We start from the raw sequence: 20,405 nt of genomic DNA on the forward strand, positions 1-20,405 counted from the left end.
TGTATTAATTTTAAGGGAGGACATATGAAAAAGAAAATTTATTTAGTAACTTTAGGTATTGGTTTAGCCCTTACTCTTTCTGCTTGTGAAGCTCCAAGAAATACAGCATTAGAAGTTAAAAAGAATGATTCACAAATTGAATCTAGTAAAGAATCTGACGATAAAACAAATAAAAAGGATGATAAATCTTTTGAAAAAAATAAGTCCAATGTTAAAGATAATAAAAATCAAAATTCAAAAGATTCTAAGGATGAAAAAAGTGCTGATTCTCAAAAGGATTTATTAAATGTGCAAATCACAAAAGAAAATGCTTTCGATGAATTTAAAAAATTGCACCAAGATGCAAAAGTAGAATCTTTCAAGTTGGAAACAAAAAAACAAGATTTAGTTTACGTAATCCAAGGTTATGATTCTCAAAAAGAATACGAATTTGAACTTAATTCAGAGTCTGGTGAAGTAGTAAAAGACGGAGTTAAGGAAGAAAAAAATGAAGACAAAGTTTCTGATATTCAAAAAAATATGCTAGAATCAATCGATAGTATTACTCAAAAATCTCTCCAAGATGCAGGTGAAGGTTATGTAGTAACAGAATATAAACTTTACTATGACGATGTGAATTATATTGTAGAAGTAAGATTGGAAAAAGATGGCGAAGATATTTCCTATAGTTATGACATTGCAACAGGAAAATTATTAGAAAAGGACCTATGATATAAAACAAAATATAAAATAATTTTTATGCCAGAGAAAAAATATCTCTGGTTTTTTATTTTTATACAATTTAATATCTAATACAACTATTCTTTCCCAAAAATTATACTCTATTTCTTCTTATACTTAATCTTTAAGTTTTAGATTTACATTGTTTGGGAATAAATTAAATATAAAAATTGGAGGTATTTTTATGAAATTTGCTGTGCGTTATTATACAAAAACTGGAAATACAAAAAAACTTGCCGATGCTATTGCAAAGGTCCTTGGAGTTGAAGCTTTGCCTATTAGCACTCCCATAGATGAAGCTGTAGATATTTTATTTTTAGGTAATTCTTATTATGCCTTTAGTATTGACCCAGAAGTTATTAAATTTATTGATTCTCTCAATAAGGACATGGTTGGCAAAATTGTCAACTTTGGGTCTGCTGCTATGTTAAATTCTACTTGGAAAAAGGTAAAAAAAGAATCTGATAAAGTTGGAATTTCTTTAGACGAAAGAGAATTTCACTGCAAAGGAGAGTTTAAGGGACTTCACAAAGGAAGACCTAATGAAGAGGATTTAATGGCTGCTAAAGATTTTGCAAAGAAATTTTTAAATTAGATTCGGAAGCTATAAGTGAAAAAGGATAATTATGATATTTTAGAATTATCAGAAAATCGAGGTAAGACAATTGTAAGGACAAGTATTATTGGAATTTTAACCAACGTTTTATTAGCAGCCTTTAAAGCAACTTTAGGTATACTTGTTAATTCAATCGCTCTTGTTTTAGATGCAGTAAATAATTTATCTGATGCTCTCTCCTCTGTTGTTACTATTATTGGCGAGAAGCTAGCAAGCAAGGCTTCAGATAAAAGACATCCCATGGGCTATGGGCGAATCGAATACATTTCGTCAATGATTATATCTGCCCTAGTGCTATATGCAGGGATAACTTCCCTAGTTGAAAGTGTTAAAAAAATTTTAAATCCAAGTCCAGCATCCTACACAAAGCTTTCTATTATAGTTATTGGTATTGCTGTCGTTATAAAATTTATTTTAGGTAAATACGTAAAGAGCCAAGGTAAAAAGATCAACTCCACTGCATTAATTGCATCTGGTTCTGACTCTTTATTCGATTCAATTCTTTCTCTTTCAGTTTTTATATCTGCTATAATCTTTATGACTTGGGAGATTTCTCTTGAGGCCTACGTTGGAACTATCATCTCCATATTTATGATAAAAGCGGGAATAGAAATGATGCTCTCAACTATTGACGATCTCATTGGACACAGAGCAGACCGCTACATGGTGAAAAAAATTACTGATTTGATAAATGAAGAAGAACAAGTACTTGGTGTTTACGATTTGGCGCTATTTAATTACGGACCAAACAGATATTACTGTTCTCTTCATGTAGAACTTCCTGACACTATGTCAGTTTCTGATGTTGATAAACTCACTAGAAAATTGCAATACAAGGTATATAAAAATACTGGCATAATTTTAATTGCCCTTGGAGTTTATTCTTTTAATACCAAAAATAAAAAAGCTACAGAAATTAGAAAAACTGTTGAAAAGAAAATTTTAAATTATGATTGGGCTCTACAAGTCCACGGATTATATGCTGATACAGAAAAAAAGACTCTGCGATTTGACGTTGTTTTAAGTTTTGATATAAATAGAGAAGATGCTCTCAAAATATTAAGAAATGATTTTGAAAAATTATATCCAGATTATGAGATTCAAATAGTCCCCGATCTTGATTTATAAAAGTTCACTGAATATTTTATCCCCTTATCAATAAAAATGTAGGGGATAAAATTTTTTAATATCTAAAAAATACATAGAACTACTTTTGATTTGCACATAAATAATAATATAACTTCAATCCAATCGTCCATATTAATTGACAACTTTACTAAATAATTGTATAATCTTAAAAATTACTTTTAATTTTTATTGTTTATTTTTAGGCATCTTATATTTACTTAAAAAGGAGAAAAAGATGAAAGTCGTAAAATTTGGTGGCAGTTCTCTCGCTAATGCCACTCAGCTTAAAAAAGTTAAGGAAATTGTAAAAAAAGACGATGCGAGAAAATACATCGTTGTTTCTGCGCCTGGAAAGGGTGTGGGAAACAATCACAAGGTTACTGACCTTCTAGCAATGTGTCACGAATTAAGTGCCCATGCTTTAAATTTTAACGAAGTTTACAAGATCATCGAAGATATTTTTAAAAATATTGTTGATGATCTTGTTTTGGATATTAACATTGATAAAATTTTAAAAGATGTTAAAGATGAAATCACAGAAGTTGCAAGCTACGACTTTGTTGTCAGCCGTGGTGAATACATGAGTGCCAAAGTCCTTGCCAATTATCTTGGATATGATTTTGTTGACGCAAAGGACTTAATTGTCTTTACTGAGGGTGTTTTGAACCTTGATAAGTCAACAGAAAAAATAAAAAATATTTTAAATTCTCACGAAAGAGTTGTTGTTCCTGGTTTTTATGGACTTGATGAAAATAATAAAATTAAAACTTTTTCAAGAGGCGGATCAGATGTCACTGGTTCTGTTATTGCTTCTGCTCTTTATGCAGAAATTTATGAAAACTTCACTGATGTAAGTGGATTTTTGGTGGCAGACCCAAAAATTGTAAAAGACTCCTGCCCTATTGGCACAATTACTTATAAAGAACTTAGAGAATTGTCTTATATGGGTGCAAAAGTTCTTCATGAAGATGCAATTTTTCCTCTTCGTGACAAAAATATTCCCATTAATATTAAAAATACAAATTTCCCCGATGATGACGGGACTTTAATTTTATCTAAATGTAATTTTAGAAATAAAAATATTGTAACTGGAATTTCTGGCAAAAAAGATTTTACTGTAATTAATCTTGAAAAAGTCAATATGAACTCTGAAAAAGATTTTTTTAGAAAGCTAACTACTGTTTTTGAAAGCAATGACATTTCTATTGAACATATGCCCTCAAGTATTGATTCTGTTTCTGTAATTGTCGCTGATTCTTACATTACTCCAAAATTAAACAAAGTTTTGGAAGAATTAAAAATTTATTTAAATGTGGATAGTATTAGTTGGGAACGTGATATTTCTCTCATTGCTGTTGTCGGTCGTGGCATGATAAATGAAAAGGGTGTTTCTGCTAGAATTTTTACTGTCCTTGCAAAGTATGGCATAAATATAAAAATGATAAGTCAAGGTTCTAGTGAAATTAATATAATCATTGGTGTTGAAACAAAAGATTTTGAAAAGGCAATCGAAGCAATCTATCGTGAATTTTATAAGGAGGAAAAAGATGAAATATAATGTAGCTGTTATTGGTGCAACTGGTCTTGTTGGAAGTATGATGTTAAAAGTATTAAGTGAGAAAAATTTTCCAATAGACAATTTATTTTTGTTTAGTTCCAAAAAATCTGCTGGTAAAATTATAAATTACTGTGGCAAGGATTACACTGTCGAAGAGTTAAAAGAAGATTCTTTTGAATATAGAGATATAAAAGTTGCCTTATTTTCTGCTGGTGGATCTGTTAGTAAAAGATTTGCACCAATAGCTACCAAAGCTGGGGTAACTGTTATTGACAATAGTTCTGCTTTTAGAATGGCCCCGCAAGTTCCCCTAGTTGTTCCAGAAATTAATCCAGAAGATATTCTTTATAATAATGGAATTATTGCAAACCCAAATTGTTCTACAATTCAATCAGTTTTACCTCTAAAACCAATTCACGACAAATACAAAATTAAAAGAGTCATTTATTCCACTTACCAATCCGTTTCTGGCTCTGGGATAAAAGGTATTTCTGACTTAAATGAAGGAACTAATCTTGCCTACAAATATCCAATTAAAAATAATTGCATCCCTCAAATCGACGACTTTCTAGAAAATGGATACACTAAAGAGGAAATGAAGATGATAAATGAAACTAAGAAAATTCTTCACGATGACTCTCTACTTGTGACAGCGACAACTGTTCGTGTTCCTGTTTTGAATTCTCACAGCATTTCCATAAATGTAGAAGTTGAAAAGCCTTTTGAAATTTCTGATGTTAAAGAAATTATAAAAAATTATCCTGGAATGATTTTGAAAGATGACCCAACTAATCAAATTTATCCAATGCCACTTCTTTCAAAGGACACAGATGATGTCTATGTGGGAAGAATAAGGCGAGACTTTACTGTCGAAAACGGAATAAACTTGTGGTCTTGTGCAGATAATATTAGAAAAGGTGCTGCAACTAATGCAGTGCAAATTGCAAAGAAACTTTTGGAGGTTTAAATTGAAAATTGCATTAATGGGATTTGGAACTGTCGGCACAGGTGTCGAAGAAATTTTATATAAAAAAAAGATAACCTTTTAAAAAATAATTTTGATATAAAAATTGAAAAAGTTTTAATTAAAAATGTAAATAAAAAAAGAAATCCTTGGAATAAAGATCTAATTTTTACAGATAATTTTGATGAAATCTTAAATTCTGACGTTGACGCAGTCATTGACGCCACATCTTCTGTTGATGAAACTTATAATAGGATTATATCTCTTATGAAATCTGGCAAAAATATTATAACAGCAAATAAGGCTGTGGTTTCAAAACATTTTGAAGAATTAAATGAACTTGCTAAAGAAAATGATATTTATTTTTCTTATGAGGCTTCTGTTGCTGCTGCTATACCTATTATTCATCCTATTACGGAAGAACTTCCCTTTAACAAAATAAAAGAAATTTGTGGGATTTTAAATGGCACATCTAATTATATCTTGTCAAAAATGGAAAAAGAAAATTTAGATTATAAGGAAGTTTTAAAAGAGGCACAGGCTCTCGGTTATGCTGAATCTGACCCCACTGCTGACGTGGATGGCTTGGATTCAATGAGAAAAATTAGAATACTTTCTTCTCTTTTTTACAATGCACAAATTAATGAAGAAGAGATTTTTACCTTTGGAATTTCAAATATTAAAAAATCCGATTTAGATTTCATAAAAAAAGAAGGTTATTCCATTAGGCTAATCGCAAAATCAAAATTAATTGATGATAAAATAAATATCTTTGTAATGCCCACTCTACTAAATGATGATTTCTTTACCAAAACTTTTGACAGCACCAATGCAATAAAAGTTTTTGGAGATAGTTTTGGTGAATATGAACTAAAGGGTGCTGGAGCTGGAAAGCTTGAAACAGCTGATGCCATTATGCGTGACCTTTTAAGAATTCTCTCCAAAAGAGAAATCAAAACCTTTTATAATAACGAAAATAACTTTGATGTTTCAAAAGAATTTACAGAAAAATATTATATTAGAACATCTGAAATTTCAGATACATTAAAAGATATTATCGCAAAAGATAATCTAATAGAAAAAGATCATCATATAATTACAAAAGAAGTTTCTCTTTTTCAAATAAGTGAAATTGTAAAAAACTATACAGAAGAAATTTTTATTGCAAGGGTTGAAGAAATATGAAATTTTTATCTACAAGAAATTCAAATTTAAAAATCTCTGGACTTGAGGCAATTGTAAAGGGCATCTCTGATGATGGCGGTCTTTTTGTTCCTGAATCTTTTCCAAGTTTTAACATAATTAAAAATCTAGATTTAAGTTACACAGATTTAACCCACAAAATCTTATCACTTTACCTTACAGACTTTGATAAAGATGATTTGAAAAAAATAATTGAAAAATCCTATGATAGTTTTGAAGATGAGATTGCAAAAATAGATTACAATAAAAACATTTATCTTGAACTTTATCATGGAAAGACTTCTGCCTTTAAGGACTTTGCCCTTTGTCTTTTGCCCAATCTTTTATCCTATGCCAAAAAATCTCTTGGCATAAAAGAAAAAACTTTGATTTTAACGGCAACATCTGGAGATACAGGTAAAGCTGCCCTAGAGGGTTTTTACAACATAGATAATATTGACATTTTAGTTTTATATCCAACAGAAGGTGTAAGTTCCATTCAAAAATCTCAAATGGACACAACAGACTCTCTAAACTCAAAAGTCATCTCTATCGACGGCAATTTTGATGATGCACAATCTGCTGTGAAAAAAATCTTTAATGACAAAAAAATAAAAGATGAACTGGCAAGAAAAAATATTTATCTTTCTTCTGCAAACTCAATAAATATTGGAAGACTGCTACCTCAAATTGTATATTATTTTTATGCCTACGCTGATTTAATCAAAAACAAAAAATAAATACAGGTGAAAAAATAAATTTTTGCGTACCAACTGGAAACTTTGGCGATATATTGGCCGGATACTACGCAAAAGAGATGGGTCTTCCAATTGACAAACTTGTAATAGCATCAAATTCAAATAATATTTTGACAGATTTTTTCACAACAGGCACCTACGATGCAAATAGAGAACTTAAAAAAACTATTTCTCCATCCATGGATATTTTGATTTCTAGCAACTTGGAAAGGTTAATTTATCACAAATCTTCTGATGTAATTGTTAAAGAAAAAATGAACGAACTACAAAATTCTCATGCCTTTAATTTTGATTATGATTTCTCTGATTTTTTATGTGGCTTTGCAACAGAAGATGAAACAAAAAATACAATTGCCAAAACTTTTAAGGAAGATGGATACCTCATTGACCCACACACAGCTGTGGCGAAAAATATTGTGGATAAATTAGATTTAAAAAACACTGTTATACTTTCAACTGCAAGTCCATATAAATTTTCATCATCAGTTTTATCTGCCCTTAACGGAAATGTTTCTTACAATGAATTTGAAAATATAAAAACTTTAAATAAAATTACAAATGTAAAAATTCCAACAGAAATTGGGAAACTAAAAAATAAAAAAACAATTCACAACAATAAAATAAATAAAAGTGAGATAGAAAACGAAGTTTTAAAATTTGCAAGAAGGGGCAATAGAATAGCTGTACCTGCAACTTCTGCAAACTTGGGCCCAGGCTTTGACACTTTAGGACTTTCACTAAAACTTTATAATAAATGTGAATTTAAAATAATAGCAGATGAGAAAACATTTGAAAAAAATATTAAAAATAATTTAATTTACAAATCCTATGCACATACCTTTGAATATTTTGGCGAAAAAATAACACCAGTAGAATTTAATTTAGATTCTAATATTCCAATGTCAAGAGGTCTTGGTTCTTCTGCTTCTTGTGTAGTAATGGGAGTTATGGCTGCTTTCTATGTAATGGGTGAAAATCTTGATAAATATGAAATCTTAAAAATTGCAACAGAAATAGAAGGTCACCCCGACAATGTTTCACCTGCTATTTTTGGAGGTGCAACTGTATCAATACTAAAAAATAATGAAGTCTTTGTAGAAAAATTTAAAATTTCTGACAAAATAAAATTTTTGGCACTTATCCCAAATTTTAAACTTAAAACAGATTTAGCAAGAGGTGTTCTTCCAAAAAATTATTCAAAAAAAGATGCAATATTTAATATATCAAGAGTTTCCCTTTTGACTTTATCTCTTATATCAGGCAATTATAAAAATTTAGAGATTGCTTTCGAAGATAAAATTCACGAGCCTTACAGATATAAACTTATTCCTGAGATAAATGAAATTAAAAAAATAATAGATGAAAGTTCTGCTATAACTTATTACCTAAGTGGTGCAGGCTCAACTATTATGATTATTCTAAAAGAAGATGACCACAAATCGGAAAAATTCATTGAAGAAAAAATAAAAAATCTAAAAAATGACTACACTTTACTTCCCTTAGAAATAGATGACAATGGTGCTTTTATAATTTAAAAACTATCATTTTATTTTTAAAGTCTATTTGTATACCTTTTTTCTTTATTATTTACACAAATAATGCTATCATAAAATTAAAAACAAAGGAGATCTTATGAAAAATTTTAAAGTAAAAGACTTAGTAATAACGTCGCTTTTCATCGCTCTTGTATATGTATTTACGTGGATTGTAAAAATTCAGCTTCCCTTTGCACCCAACGGAGGACTAATTCATCTTGGCAATGTTCCATTTTTCTTAGCAGCAATATTTTTTGACAAAAGAGTAGGCATGACTGCAGGAGCAATTGGAATGGGACTCTTTGACCTAACAAGCGGCTGGGTACTGTGGGCACCAATGACTATCATTTCTGCGTTAATAATGGGATACATATTGAATAAACTCAATTATGGAAAATTAAATACAAAAAATTTAATTATTTCCTTTGTACTTGTTGCAATTGTAAAAGTTGCAGTTTATTATATTGGCGAAATTTTTATTTTATCATCATTCATAACACCACTTGCATCAATTCCAGGAAATTTAATTCAAATTGCAGTTTCATCTGTAATTGTACTTGTAATATTAAAACCAATGGAGAAAGTTTTTAAAAATATAAAATAATTTTACATCAAAAAAGATAGCCCTTTCGCTATCTTTTCTTATTATAATCTTTAATTTCAAAAATTATCTTCTATAATAATCTCTCTATTCTTATTTATATCTTCTGCTTTTTTTAGCATTATTTCCAAATCTTTTTCATCAAAACTATAAACCTTATCGCAAAAATAGCAGCTGACTTCTGCCTTTTTATCTTCATGAAGTATCTCTCTTATTTCCTTTGGACCCACAGATATAATTGCATCTTCAACTTTTTCGCGAGAACAATTGCACTTGTAACTTATCTCTCTTTTTTCCAAAACTTTAAAATTAATATCCTTCATCAAAATTTCAATTAGCTTTTCTGCATCATTATACTCATCAATAATTGACGTTACATTTGTGACCTTTTTTAAATTTTCCTCTAGCTTTGAAATTTGTTCTTCAGTTGCACCCGGCATAAGTTGAATTATAAAACCACCAGCAGCCTTAATTGAATAATCAACATCAACTAAAACCCCTAAACCAACAGCCGATGGAACTTGATCAGACTGCAAAAAATAAACTGCAAGATCTTCTGCAATTTCACCAGTTGTAAGATTAACAGTGCCTGTATAAGGCTCTTTCATACCAGTATCCATCACAAGGGTTAAGCTTCCATCTCCAACAATTCCAGACACATCTATTTTTCCATCGCTTTCTCTAATAGGAAGATCTGCCAAAGGGTTTGTAACATAACCTTTTACATATCCATCGTTTTTACAAGTTGCAACAATTTTGCCAGCAGGTCCATTTCCATTAATAGAAAGAGTTATTGAGTCCTCTTCATTTTTTTGCCAAGAGCCAATAATTGCTGCAGCAGTTAAAACTCTACCTAAAGCTGCACTAGTAGTCTTTGATAACTTATGAATTTTCGCAGCCTCTTCAACTACATCAGTTGTTATAGCAGCAGAAATTTTTATAGTTTCAGTTTCATCAATTGCCCTTAAAATATATCCCATCATATCACCATCTATTATTATAACAGGTTAATATGAAAATCTCTAATCTAAGTATTCTTATAAATAGAGAAGAAGCAATAAGTGCAGGTTATGAAACTTTCAAAAGATGCCATCCTTAATATTTTTAAACAAATTTAATTTTTATAATGCTTTAAATAAGTATAATTTACTTTCTTGCAATTATTGTATACCTTGAAGTTTTATCACTAACATCTTTAAATTCATAGTCATCGTAAATTTCTACTTCAAAAAATCCTATATCTTCTAATAATTTCTTCACATAAAATAAGTCATAGGCTCTCTCTAAATGTTCTTCATAAAATCTTTCGTACAAATTGTCTTTGGCATTTCTGAAAAAATTGACTCCATAGGTATTTAATTTTTCCTCTTCATCATAAATATTTTCCCAAATATATAGTACATCTTCCACTTCATCCACTGTTACAGGGTCAATATTTTTAAATTTGTACTCTGTATTTAAGTCAAAAATAAAAATTCCATTTTCATTTAAATGCTTATAGGTTGATTCTATTGCTCTTTCAAAATCTTTTTTCTCTGTTAAATAGTTTAAGCTGTCGCCAACAGAAAAAATTGCATCGTAATTTGATGGCGCAGAAAATCCTGCCATATTTTGCCTAAATAATTTTAAATTTTTACTCTTAATTTTATTCTCACATACAGAAAGCATATCGTAAGACAGATCAAAAGCGTGAATTTTAAAATCCTTTGCAAGTTTTTCTGTCAAACCCCCTGTTCCACAAGCCATCTCTAAAATTAATTTAGGCTCTAGTGACCTTTTCTCTAGAACCTCTTTTACAAATTTATAAATTTTTTCATAATCTAGATCATACATCAACTTGTCGTAGAAATAAGCAAAATCTCCGTACATCATATTCTTTTTTCAATCTCCTCTAATATTTCCTCTAAAACAATTGTGGAATTTTCATTTATAACTACATCAGCACGCCTGTCCATTGGTGTTTTATCATTATTTATAATAATCAAGTGGTCAACATAATTTGGAAGAAAATTTACAGGAGAAACTGTAAGGGACGAACCAACTACAATTAATGTTTCTGTATTATCAAGTTCTCTTGCTCCTCTTTCAAAATCATCAGGCATCATATCTCCAAACATCACTACATTAGGTCTAAGTGTTCCACCACACTTATCACATTTTGGCGGAATTTCATCTTTTTCTACTTTTTCACGCATAACGGAGAAAGGATATTCACTTCCACAATTAATGCAGTGTATTCCCCTCGTTTCTCCATGAACTTCATAAATATTTTTTGAACCCGCTTTTGCATGCAAATTGTCAATATTTTGTGTAATTATTCCAGAAAGATATCCCATTTCTTCTAACTTTGCAAGAGCAATATGTCCCTTATTTGGTTCTTGATCGTTTAAATCTTCTAAAATTTTATAGCCCTCTTTGTAAAATATTTCTGGATGATTTAAAAGTCTATCTTTTGAAAGTGCAAGTGCTGGATCCATCTTTGAATAATAACCTGTATTACTTCTAAAGTCTGGTATCCCTGAGTCAGTAGAAATTCCTGCACCTGTTAGTGCAAAAACTTTTTTAGAATTTAAAATTAAATCACAAGCTTCTTTTATCTTATCCATGTCGACCTCCTAAAAAACAATATAGTGATACACAAAGTACAAAATCACAAGTGCAATTATTGGAACGAAATTAAACAAATCAATTCCTTCCACATCTCTATATCTAATTCTTACGTTCTCTCTGCTTTCTCTTTCTTTTTTCAAATTTTTTAAAATAACTCTAATTAAAATTACAGAAAGAATTGAAATAAGAATTAGCAAAATAATTATAGAAAGTTCAAGAGAGCCAATTTCTCGCGATAATTTCGTGCGACGCAAAAATTCAAATAATCTCTCATTCACATATCTCGCTGTGAAAACTGCAATTATATTATTCACAAAATGTGCCACAATAGATGGCAAGATTGAACCTGTGTACTCAATTACAGTAGCAAATAAAAGCCCCAACAAAAATGGAGCGATAAAATTTTGTATATCAAAGTGAAACAATGCAAACACAAGAGCAGAAACAACTATGGCAAACTTTTCTCCATAAACATTATAAGCGTTAACAAGAGTCCCTCTGAAAAAAATTTCTTCACAAATTGCAGGCACAAGGCACATAAAAATTAAATAATTAAAAATTGGCACATTCTGCAACATTATTTCCATAGGAAAATTTTTGTATTCAATAAAGTTTGAAAGAAGTGACAAAAAAATTCCATTCATCAATAGAATAATCGGATAGGAAAGTATCACTATAATAATAGTTTTTAAAATAACTTCAAAGGAAGTCTTTTTTATCTTTAAAACCTCTTTAAGACTCCCCGTTGAAGAAATCAAAATTGCAGGTAATAAGATTATAAATACTTCTGTAATAAAGGTCCCCAAAAAATTAAATTTTTCTTGTATATTAAAACCAATTGTTAAAAATATTATTGCAAGTATAAGCGTGAGTGTATTTACACTCATTACATTTAAAGTTTTCTTTTTAAAATTACTCATTCTTCTTCCTTATAAACTCTTATCAAAAATTTTTCTTGTCACATCTATTATATACAAAATTGTTGGAAAATTCATCTTTAATTGATATTGTATACCTCACTTTGGTATAATTATTTGGAAGGTGATCTTATGAAAAATAGTTCCTTTGAACTTGCACTAAATAAACTTTTAATTTTATATATTATAGATAATTTTAACCATAAATTAAAAGAAAACGATCTAAGTTATTTTGTTTTAAATATAGAACTTTTTAATTATTTTTATTTTAAACAATATTTAAAAGAATTGGAATCCAATGGCCTGGTTCTCTTTGACAGTGATAAAAAATACTATTTGTCAGATGATGGTAAAAAAACTTTAAATATTTTCTATGAACAAATTCCAAAAGAAAATATAAATTTCTTAGATGAAAAAATGGAAAAATATAATCACGAACTTGCAGTTAAAAATTCAATTATTGCAAATTCCTTAGAAGAAAATGGATCTCACTATGCAGATTTGAAAATAATTGATGGAGAAATCCCAGTCCTCAACTTAAAAATTGAAGCATCAGATGCTTTAATGGCAAAAAAAATTTCTGCAAACTTTAAAAAGAATGCAGAAAATATTTATTCGGAAATATTAAAAATATTAACAGAAGAATAATCTCTAAAGGCCACGATTTAAATTTTGCGGTCTTTTTAACTTCTAAACTCTCCATGACCAAATATTATATATTTATAGCTAACTAACTCTTCTAAACCAACTGGTCCTCTTGCATGAAGTTTTTGTGTCGAAATTCCCAGTTCTGCTCCTTTCCCAAACTCTCCACCGTCTGTAAATCTTGTAGACGCATTTACATAGACGCAAGCTGAATCAACTTCTTCTAAAAATTTCATAGCTCTTTCATAGGAATTTGTCAAAATAGATTCTGAGTGTCCAGTGGAGTATTTAGTTATGTGTTCTATTGCCTCATCAACATCTTTAACCGTCTTTACAGAAAATTCATAGTCTAAATATTCTCGAGAAAAGTCATCTTCTGTCGCAGAAACTGAATTTTTAAATTTTGAAATTGATGCATCATCTGCGTGAACTTTTATATCATACTTTTCTACAACCTCATTTAATAGATCAAAAAATTCATCAGGCAAATTTTCGTTAAGGACTAAAGATTCTACTGCGTTACAAACTCCAATTCGCTGTGTCTTTGCATTTTCTATTATCTTAACTGCTTTTTCTACATCACAGTCTTCATCTACATAAATATGGCAATTGCCAACACCTGTTTCAATTACAGGCACCTTTGCATTTTCAACAACTGAATTAATTAAAGACTCAGATCCTCTTGGTAGCAATAAATCTACATAACCCTTTAGTTGCATAAGTTCTTTTGCGGATTCTCTTGATGTATTCTTTACAATTTGCACAAAATTTTCATCATATCCTGCATTTTTTATTCCAAGTCTAATTGCATCTGCTATTGCAATATTTGAATTTATTGACTCCTTGCCGCCCCTCAAAATTATTGCACTAGATGCCTTTAGGGCTAAAATAGAAGCATCAAGAGTTACATTAGGTCTTGCCTCATAAATAATTGCAATAACTCCCATTGGAACAGTTTTTTTACCAATTAAAAGTCCTGCTGAATTTTCTTCCATAGAGAGAACTTTTCCCACAGGATCTTTAAAATCAATCACTTCGTCAATTGACTTTGCCATTGATTCTATTCTTTTATCATTTAAGAGAAGTCTGTCAATAAGACCTTCAGGCATATTGTTTTCTCTTCCTTTTTTTATGTCCTTTTCATTTGCTTTTAAAATATTTTCACTCTCGTTTAAAAGTGAATTTTTAATTGAAGCAAGCATTTTATTTTTTTCAGATGTGTTTAATTTTTTTAATTTATGAGATGAACCTTTTGCAATTTGCCCCAACTCTTTAACACTTAAAATATGTTCCAATTTTTTCTCCCTTCACTATATCTCTAATTATTTTCATATTGTCCCCTGACGCAATTACAACTTCAATATTTTTTTCTATTGCAAGCTTTGCTGCCTTTATTTTTGTATACATTCCACCTGTGCCTACGTTAGATTCGGTTTCTTTTGCCATTCCTTCTATCTCTCTAATATCTTGAACTTCGCGAATTATTTTTGCATCAGAATTTTTCCTTGGATCATCTGTATAAAGTCCCTCAATATCTGTCAGCATTATAAGAAGGTCTGCTTCTGTAATTCTTGCAATTATTGCAGAAAGTGTATCGTTGTCGCCAAATTTTATTTCGTATGTGGAAATTGTGTCATTTTCGTTTATTATTGGAATGGCATTCATCCCCTGAAGTTTTTCAAAAGTATTTTTGGCATTTTTTCTCATCTCGTCATCTTTTTCAATTTGCCTAGTTAAAAGAATTTGTGCAGAATTATATCCATAAGATATTAAAGACCTGTCATAAATATTTGTTAGAGCAACTTGACCAACTGCTGCTGCTGCTTGTTTATCTGATGTTTCCCTTGGTCTTTCTGACAAATTTAATTTTTCACGCCCTGCTGCAATAGCTCCACTTGAAACTAAAATTACATCTATCCCTCTATTTTTTAAATTTGCTATTTCAAAACAAAGTTCGTCGATTTTTTGTAAATTTATCTTTCCATTGTCATGAGTTATGGAAGATGAACCAACTTTTATAACAACTTTTTTTATTTCTTTTGAAAAATTTCTCATTTCAATCACCTTAGATATAATATACTTTAAATCTTAATTTTAGTAAATAATTTTTCTATTTTTCTAAAAAAGTATATTTTAAATAAATAATCATAAGATTTAAAATTTTACCCTCCTACTTTTTCAATATGCTATAATATTTTTGGAGTGTGATTATTTTGCCAAAAATTTTAAAAAAAGAATTACTTGCGCCAAATATTTATTTATTTGACATATATGCACCTAAGATTGCAGCTTCTGCAAAACCAGGTCAGTTTATTATTTTAATAGCCGATAAATATTCTGAGAGAATTCCTCTTACAATTTCCGATTACGATGTTAAACGAGGAAGTGTGCAAATAGTTGTGCAAGCTTCTGGTGAATCAACAAAAAAAATTGTATCTTTTAAAGAAGGTGAAAGCTTTAAAGACTTTGTTGGTCCTCTCGGTCATGCATCTGATTTCTTTGAAATGAATACGAAAGAATTAAAAGATAAAAAATACTTATTTGTTGCCGGAGGTGTGGGAACTGCACCAGTTTACCCTCAAGCAAAATTCTTTAAAGAAAATGGACTAAATTGTGACATTATAATTGGAGCAAAATCCAAAGAATTTGTGATCTTGGAAGATGAATTAAAATCGGTCTGCGACAATTTATACATAGCAACAGACGATGGAAGTTATGGCTTCAAGGGAATGGTAACTGACAAAATCATAGATTTAGTTGAAAATGAAAATAAAAAATATGACCACATCGTTTCCATTGGACCAATGATTATGATGAAATTTGTATGCTTAACTACAAAAAAATATAATCTTCCTACGACTGTTTCTCTTAATCCAATTATGGTGGATGGAACTGGAATGTGTGGAGCTTGTCGTGTTAGCATTGACGGAAAGACTAGATTTGCTTGCGTTGACGGACCCGAATTTGACGGTCACCTTGTGGATTTTGATTCTGCAATGAAAAGGCAAAGACAATATATCGACAACAAAAAGACAAAAACTATTTATGATCACCACTGCACAATGGATCTTGCTGTGTCCGATCACTTGGCAGAAAAATCTGTGCAAGACGAAAACTTAGAAGGAGAAAAGCACGACAACTTTGTAATAAAAAAAGCAAAAGATAGATTTAAAAAAGTACCTATAAAGGAACAAGTCCCTGACGAAAGAAATAAAAATTTTAAAGAAGTTTGTTTGGGATATACTGCAGAAGAAGCTGTAGAAGAATCTAGCAGATGTTTAAATTGTAAAAAACCTGGCTGTGTTGATGGATGTCCCGTTTCAATTGATATACCTGGTTTTATAAAAGAAATTGCAAATGGTAATTTCGAAGAAGCTTACAAAGTTCTTTCTCTATACACTTCCCTTCCCGCTGTCTGTGGAAGAGTTTGTCCACAAGAAACACAATGTGAAGAGAAATGTGTGCTTGCAAATCGTGGCGATGCAGTTTCTATAGGTAAACTCGAAAGATTTACAGCAGACTATGCAAGACGCCATCAAATAAAAGATTCATCCGAAATAAGAAAAATAAATAAAAAAGTTGCCATTATAGGTGCTGGCCCCGCTGGACTTACTTGTGCAGGTGAACTTGCAAAAATGGGCTATGATGTGACAATTTTTGAAGCTTTGCAACAAAGTGGCGGCGTTTTAATTTATGGTATTCCTGAATTTAGACTCCCAGATGAAGTTGTGGAATATGAAGTAGAAAATATTAAAAATCTTGGCGTTAAAATTGAAAATAATTTTGTCATTGGAAGAACTATGACAATTGACGACATAATAAAAGAAGGTTTTGAAGCAGTATTTATAGGATCTGGTGCAGGACTTCCTAAATTTATGAATATTCCTGGAGAAAACTTAAATGGAGTTTACTCTGCAAATGAATTTTTGACAAGAAATAATCTAATGAGATCCTTTGACGAAAAATATGACACACCAGTAAATGTTGGAGAAAAAGTTGCTGTCGTTGGTGGCGGAAATGTTGCAATGGACGCTGCAAGAGTTGCAAAAAGACTTGGTGCAGATGTATCTATTGTTTACAGAAGAACGGAAAAAGAACTTCCTGCAAGAACAGAAGAAGTTCACCACGCAAAGGAAGAAGGCATTAAATTTGAAATGCTAACTGCTCCAGTAGAAATTATTGGCGATGAAGATGGATGGGTAAAATCGCTTAAATGTGTTCGAAATGAACTTGGAGAGCCTGATTCATCTGGAAGAAGAAGACCCGTTCCAATAAAGGGAAGCGAATACGAAGAAAATTTCCAAACTGTAATAATGGCGCTTGGAACAAATCCAAATCCACTTATTTCTTCAACTACAAAAAATCTTGACATAGAAAAATGGGGCGGAATAATTGTAAATGAAGAATCTCAAACTTCTCGTAAAGAAATCTTTGCTGGTGGAGATGCAGTAACTGGATCTGCCACAGTAATACTTGCCATGGGTGCAGGAAAAAATGCAGCAAAATCAATTGACGAATTTTTGAGAAATAAATAAAATAAAAATCTTAGATATTGCATATATAATTTGTAAAATAGCTAATGAGAGATAATAAATTTTTATAATCACAAAAAGATGTAGTGTCCTTTAATCTTAAATTAAATGGCATTACATCTTTATTATCTATAAAATACTATTTTAAAAAGGAAATATTTATTAATAAAATTAATATAACTTTAATAAGTCTAATTACAAAATTATAATTAATATTACAGATTTTATAATTCATATTTTGTGACTAGAGAGATTAAAAACTTCAGTTCTATAATATGAAAAATTCCAAATATAATAAAAACAGGCGCCACATCACATTTATGACTCCTACTTTTTATTTATGTTATGAATTAAATTCTTTATATTCTCTTTTCGCTTTTTCTTGCTCTTCTTGTATTACTTTTATGCTAGCCTTTATTATTCTCTTATCTGCAACTGCAAGTTCTGTCAAAATACAACCTGAAGATTTTACGTTAAACTTCTTTTTCTCATTTTCGTCTGGAATAAATCCAAGTTTTTCTATTATAAGCCCAGAAATAGTTTCGTGATTTTCTGAATATAAAGATGTTCCCAAACCATCATTTATATCTTCAATATCCATTGATCCATCTACAATATATTCGTTTTCGGCAATTTTTTCTATATTGTGATTTTCATCATCATACTCATCTTCAATTTCACCAACAATTTCTTCAACTATATCTTCTACTGTTACCATGCCAGAAAATCCACCATATTCATCAATTAAAATCGCAACATAATTTTTAGATGCTTGAAGTTCTTTTAACAACATATCAATCTTTTTAGTTTCTGGCACATAATAAGGTGACTTTATGCAATTGTCAAGATTTATAGAACTGTAATTATTTTTTGCATACTCCACAAATAAATCTTTTATATAAACAGTTCCGAGAATATTATCCGTATTCTCTCTATATACTGGCATTCTCGAATAACCGTTTTTTAAAATTTCTGTAACTGTTTCTGTAGTAAATTCATCGTAATCTACCATGTAAATAGACGTCCTAGGTGTCATTATTTCATAAGCTAGCTTATCGTCGAAGTCCATAATATTTACAATCATCTCTTCGCCAGCAGAATTTATCACACCTTGTTGTGTGGATACTTTTATATAGCTTTTTAATTCTTCTTCTGAAATTTTTTCTTCTACATCTTCAGAATATTTTCCCATCATCTTCAATACAAAAACTGTTGAAAAGGATAATAATTTCACAAAAGGATAAAATATTTTTGATGCAACTGAAATAACTTGAATTGAGTTCAGTGCAACTTTCTCAGAATTTTGAAGTGCAATTCTTTTTGGAACAAGTTCACCTAAAACAAGAGTTATATATGAAAGCAAAAAAGTCACTAAAATAAAAGCTACTGTTGTTCCATATGTAACGCCCTGATTCTTCAAAAATCTACCAAAAACTTGCGATATACTTGTCGCTGCAGATCCTGATGAGAAAAATCCAGAAAGAGTTATCGCAACTTGTATTGTTGATAGAAATCTAGTCTGATCAGAAGAAACTTCTAAAAGCATTTTTGCTTTCTTATCTCCTTCTTCTGCCAACTCTTTTATTTTGTTATGATTTACTGAAACCATTGCCATTTCAGCTGAAGCAAAAAACGCATTAATTCCTGTTAGTACTGCTATTAAAATAAGTTTAGCCCACAAGGCCCCATCGTCCATTGACATCTTCCTTTCTATCTTTTAAACTTATTATAACAAAGAAAACAAAATTTTAAAAATATAAATTAGATTAAATCAACGTTTAACTCTATTATTTTTATTAAAATTATTGTGGTATATTTAAATTAAATTCATGAAATTGGAGGTTTTAAATGAAAAACTTAAAAAAAATATTTAAGAAGCCTTATTTTAGGATTGTGATTTTAATAGTTGCACTTTTAATAGCCTTTTCTGTTGGCAAAAAAAATATGGAAAAAGAAATGACACCAACTATAACTTCTTCCCTTATAAAAAATAAACTTGTAAATGCTAAGGAACTCACAACCCTTAAGTATTACTACACAAATGTAGGTGAATTTGAAAATCAAAATACTTTTTATGGATACAAAGTTCCCTTTACTTCTAAAAAATTTATCGTTTCCTATGATGGAGTTATAAATGCAGGAATTGATCTTGATAAAATTAAGGTAAGCGTAAATGATAACAATATAAAAATAAAAATTCCTCCCACAAAAATTTTGAGTCATGAAATTTTTGAAGATTCTCTAAAAGTTTTTGATGAGCGTGAATCCATCTTTAATAGAATTGATATTGAAGATTACAACAACTTTTCAAAGGATCAAAAGAAGGAAGTTGAAAAAAACGCAATTAAAAAAGGCCTTTTAAAAGAAGCGGATACATCTGCAAAAAGAGCAATAGAAGATATACTCTCAACAGATACTATTTTAAAAGATTACAATATCCAAATTATAACTGACAGCAAACTAAATTGATTTTTTAAAATTAAATATTTTATAATTAAAGTAACCCCAAGTCTTTATGTGACTTAGGGTTATTTTAATTATTAGATTCTTTTGATTGAAGCGAAAAAACTTTCAAGATCGTAAATCCAAAAAAGAATAAATCTTAAATGATAACACTATAAGGTTCATCTTTATAGTAC

Annotated in this window: 19 protein-coding genes; 12 read left to right on the plus strand and 7 right to left on the minus strand. The window is 30.0% G+C overall.

Features of this window, described 5'->3' with window-relative positions:
• Nucleotides 1-24: 24 nt before the first annotated feature.
• From RH95_RS02530 to RH95_RS02570, 9 genes are all read left to right on the plus strand, one after another.
• Nucleotides 25-711 carry a PepSY domain-containing protein gene (locus RH95_RS02530; RefSeq protein ID WP_010242911.1) on the plus strand — a complete coding sequence of 229 codons (687 nt, stop codon included), beginning with the start codon at nucleotides 25-27 and terminating at the stop codon, nucleotides 709-711.
• A 193-nt stretch (nucleotides 712-904) separates the two neighbouring features.
• Nucleotides 905-1,315, plus strand: coding sequence for a flavodoxin family protein (locus RH95_RS02535; protein WP_010242912.1), 411 nt, complete (start codon nucleotides 905-907; stop codon nucleotides 1,313-1,315).
• 15 nt (nucleotides 1,316-1,330) lie between these two features.
• A complete protein-coding gene (locus RH95_RS02540; protein ID WP_010242913.1) occupies nucleotides 1,331-2,464 on the plus strand; it encodes a cation diffusion facilitator family transporter in 1,134 nt (377 codons plus the stop codon).
• Nucleotides 2,465-2,699: 235 nt separating this feature from the next.
• Entirely contained in the window at nucleotides 2,700-4,022 is a 1,323-nt protein-coding gene (locus RH95_RS02545; protein ID WP_010242914.1) for an aspartate kinase, read from the plus strand.
• Nucleotides 4,012-4,989, plus strand: coding sequence for an aspartate-semialdehyde dehydrogenase (locus RH95_RS02550; protein WP_010242915.1), 978 nt, complete (start codon nucleotides 4,012-4,014; stop codon nucleotides 4,987-4,989). Before RH95_RS02545 ends, RH95_RS02550 begins: the two co-directional genes overlap by 11 nt.
• Nucleotides 4,990-5,106: 117 nt before the next feature.
• A complete protein-coding gene (locus tag RH95_RS02555; protein WP_235777707.1) occupies nucleotides 5,107-6,171 on the plus strand; it encodes a homoserine dehydrogenase family protein in 1,065 nt (354 codons plus the stop codon).
• On the plus strand, nucleotides 6,168-6,908 hold the full coding sequence (locus RH95_RS09795; protein WP_010242918.1) for a PALP domain-containing protein: 741 nt from the start codon (nucleotides 6,168-6,170) through the stop codon (nucleotides 6,906-6,908). Before RH95_RS02555 ends, RH95_RS09795 begins: the two co-directional genes overlap by 4 nt.
• Nucleotides 6,909-6,961: 53 nt before the next feature.
• Nucleotides 6,962-8,461 (plus strand): homoserine kinase, encoded by a 1,500-nt coding sequence (gene thrB / locus RH95_RS09205; RefSeq protein WP_010242919.1) that lies wholly within the window; start codon nucleotides 6,962-6,964, stop codon nucleotides 8,459-8,461.
• A 97-nt stretch (nucleotides 8,462-8,558) separates the two neighbouring features.
• Nucleotides 8,559-9,065, plus strand: a complete 507-nt coding sequence (locus RH95_RS02570) for an ECF transporter S component (protein ID WP_010242920.1) — start codon at nucleotides 8,559-8,561, stop codon at nucleotides 9,063-9,065.
• Nucleotides 9,066-9,121: 56 nt separating this feature from the next.
• On the opposite strand, the gene hslO is transcribed toward RH95_RS02570, so the two are convergent.
• The 4 genes from hslO to RH95_RS02590 all read right to left on the minus strand — a co-directional run bounded on the left by hslO (nucleotide 9,122) and on the right by RH95_RS02590 (nucleotide 12,592).
• Nucleotides 9,122-10,042 carry an Hsp33 family molecular chaperone HslO gene (gene hslO / locus RH95_RS02575; protein ID WP_010242922.1) on the minus strand — a complete coding sequence of 307 codons (921 nt, stop codon included), beginning with the start codon at nucleotides 10,040-10,042 and terminating at the stop codon, nucleotides 9,122-9,124.
• Nucleotides 10,043-10,208: 166 nt separating this feature from the next.
• Nucleotides 10,209-10,934: a class I SAM-dependent DNA methyltransferase gene (locus RH95_RS02580; RefSeq protein ID WP_010242924.1), complete on the minus strand. Its 726-nt coding sequence runs from the start codon at nucleotides 10,932-10,934 to the stop codon at nucleotides 10,209-10,211.
• Nucleotides 10,931-11,668, minus strand: coding sequence for an SIR2 family NAD-dependent protein deacylase (locus RH95_RS02585; RefSeq protein WP_010242926.1), 738 nt, complete (start codon nucleotides 11,666-11,668; stop codon nucleotides 10,931-10,933). The genes RH95_RS02580 and RH95_RS02585 overlap by 4 nt, the downstream gene beginning before the upstream one ends.
• A 9-nt stretch (nucleotides 11,669-11,677) precedes the next feature.
• Nucleotides 11,678-12,592, minus strand: a complete 915-nt coding sequence (locus RH95_RS02590; RefSeq protein ID WP_010242928.1) for a type II CAAX endopeptidase family protein — start codon at nucleotides 12,590-12,592, stop codon at nucleotides 11,678-11,680.
• 129 nt (nucleotides 12,593-12,721) lie between these two features.
• On the opposite strand from RH95_RS02590, the gene RH95_RS02595 reads away from it, so the two are divergent.
• Nucleotides 12,722-13,237 (plus strand): DUF4364 family protein, encoded by a 516-nt coding sequence (locus RH95_RS02595; protein WP_010242930.1) that lies wholly within the window; start codon nucleotides 12,722-12,724, stop codon nucleotides 13,235-13,237.
• Between the two features lie 35 nt (nucleotides 13,238-13,272).
• Here RH95_RS02595 and RH95_RS02600 read toward each other — a convergent pair whose 3' ends face one another.
• Nucleotides 13,273-14,529: a glutamate-5-semialdehyde dehydrogenase gene (locus RH95_RS02600; protein WP_010242932.1), complete on the minus strand. Its 1,257-nt coding sequence runs from the start codon at nucleotides 14,527-14,529 to the stop codon at nucleotides 13,273-13,275.
• Nucleotides 14,507-15,289 (minus strand): glutamate 5-kinase, encoded by a 783-nt coding sequence (gene proB / locus RH95_RS02605; protein WP_010242934.1) that lies wholly within the window; start codon nucleotides 15,287-15,289, stop codon nucleotides 14,507-14,509. The genes RH95_RS02600 and proB overlap by 23 nt, the downstream gene beginning before the upstream one ends.
• A gap of 158 nt (nucleotides 15,290-15,447) precedes the next feature.
• On the opposite strand from proB, the gene RH95_RS02610 reads away from it, so the two are divergent.
• Nucleotides 15,448-17,769, plus strand: coding sequence for a bifunctional dihydroorotate dehydrogenase B NAD binding subunit/NADPH-dependent glutamate synthase (locus RH95_RS02610; protein ID WP_010242936.1), 2,322 nt, complete (start codon nucleotides 15,448-15,450; stop codon nucleotides 17,767-17,769).
• 340 nt (nucleotides 17,770-18,109) lie between these two features.
• Here RH95_RS02610 and RH95_RS02615 read toward each other — a convergent pair whose 3' ends face one another.
• The gene (locus RH95_RS02615; RefSeq protein ID WP_010242938.1) at nucleotides 18,110-19,462 is read right to left on the minus strand and encodes a hemolysin family protein; all 1,353 of its coding nucleotides are present in this window, start codon (nucleotides 19,460-19,462) and stop codon (nucleotides 18,110-18,112) included.
• A 152-nt stretch (nucleotides 19,463-19,614) separates the two neighbouring features.
• Between RH95_RS02615 and RH95_RS02620 the strand changes: the two genes are divergently transcribed.
• A complete protein-coding gene (locus RH95_RS02620; protein ID WP_010242940.1) occupies nucleotides 19,615-20,235 on the plus strand; it encodes a DUF4230 domain-containing protein in 621 nt (206 codons plus the stop codon).
• The last annotated feature ends 170 nt before the right edge of the window (nucleotides 20,236-20,405 follow it).

Origin of the sequence: Peptoniphilus rhinitidis 1-13 (genome assembly GCF_000246925.1) — a bacterium.
Classification (GTDB): Bacteria; Bacillota; Clostridia; order Tissierellales; family Peptoniphilaceae; genus Peptoniphilus_A; species Peptoniphilus_A lacydonensis.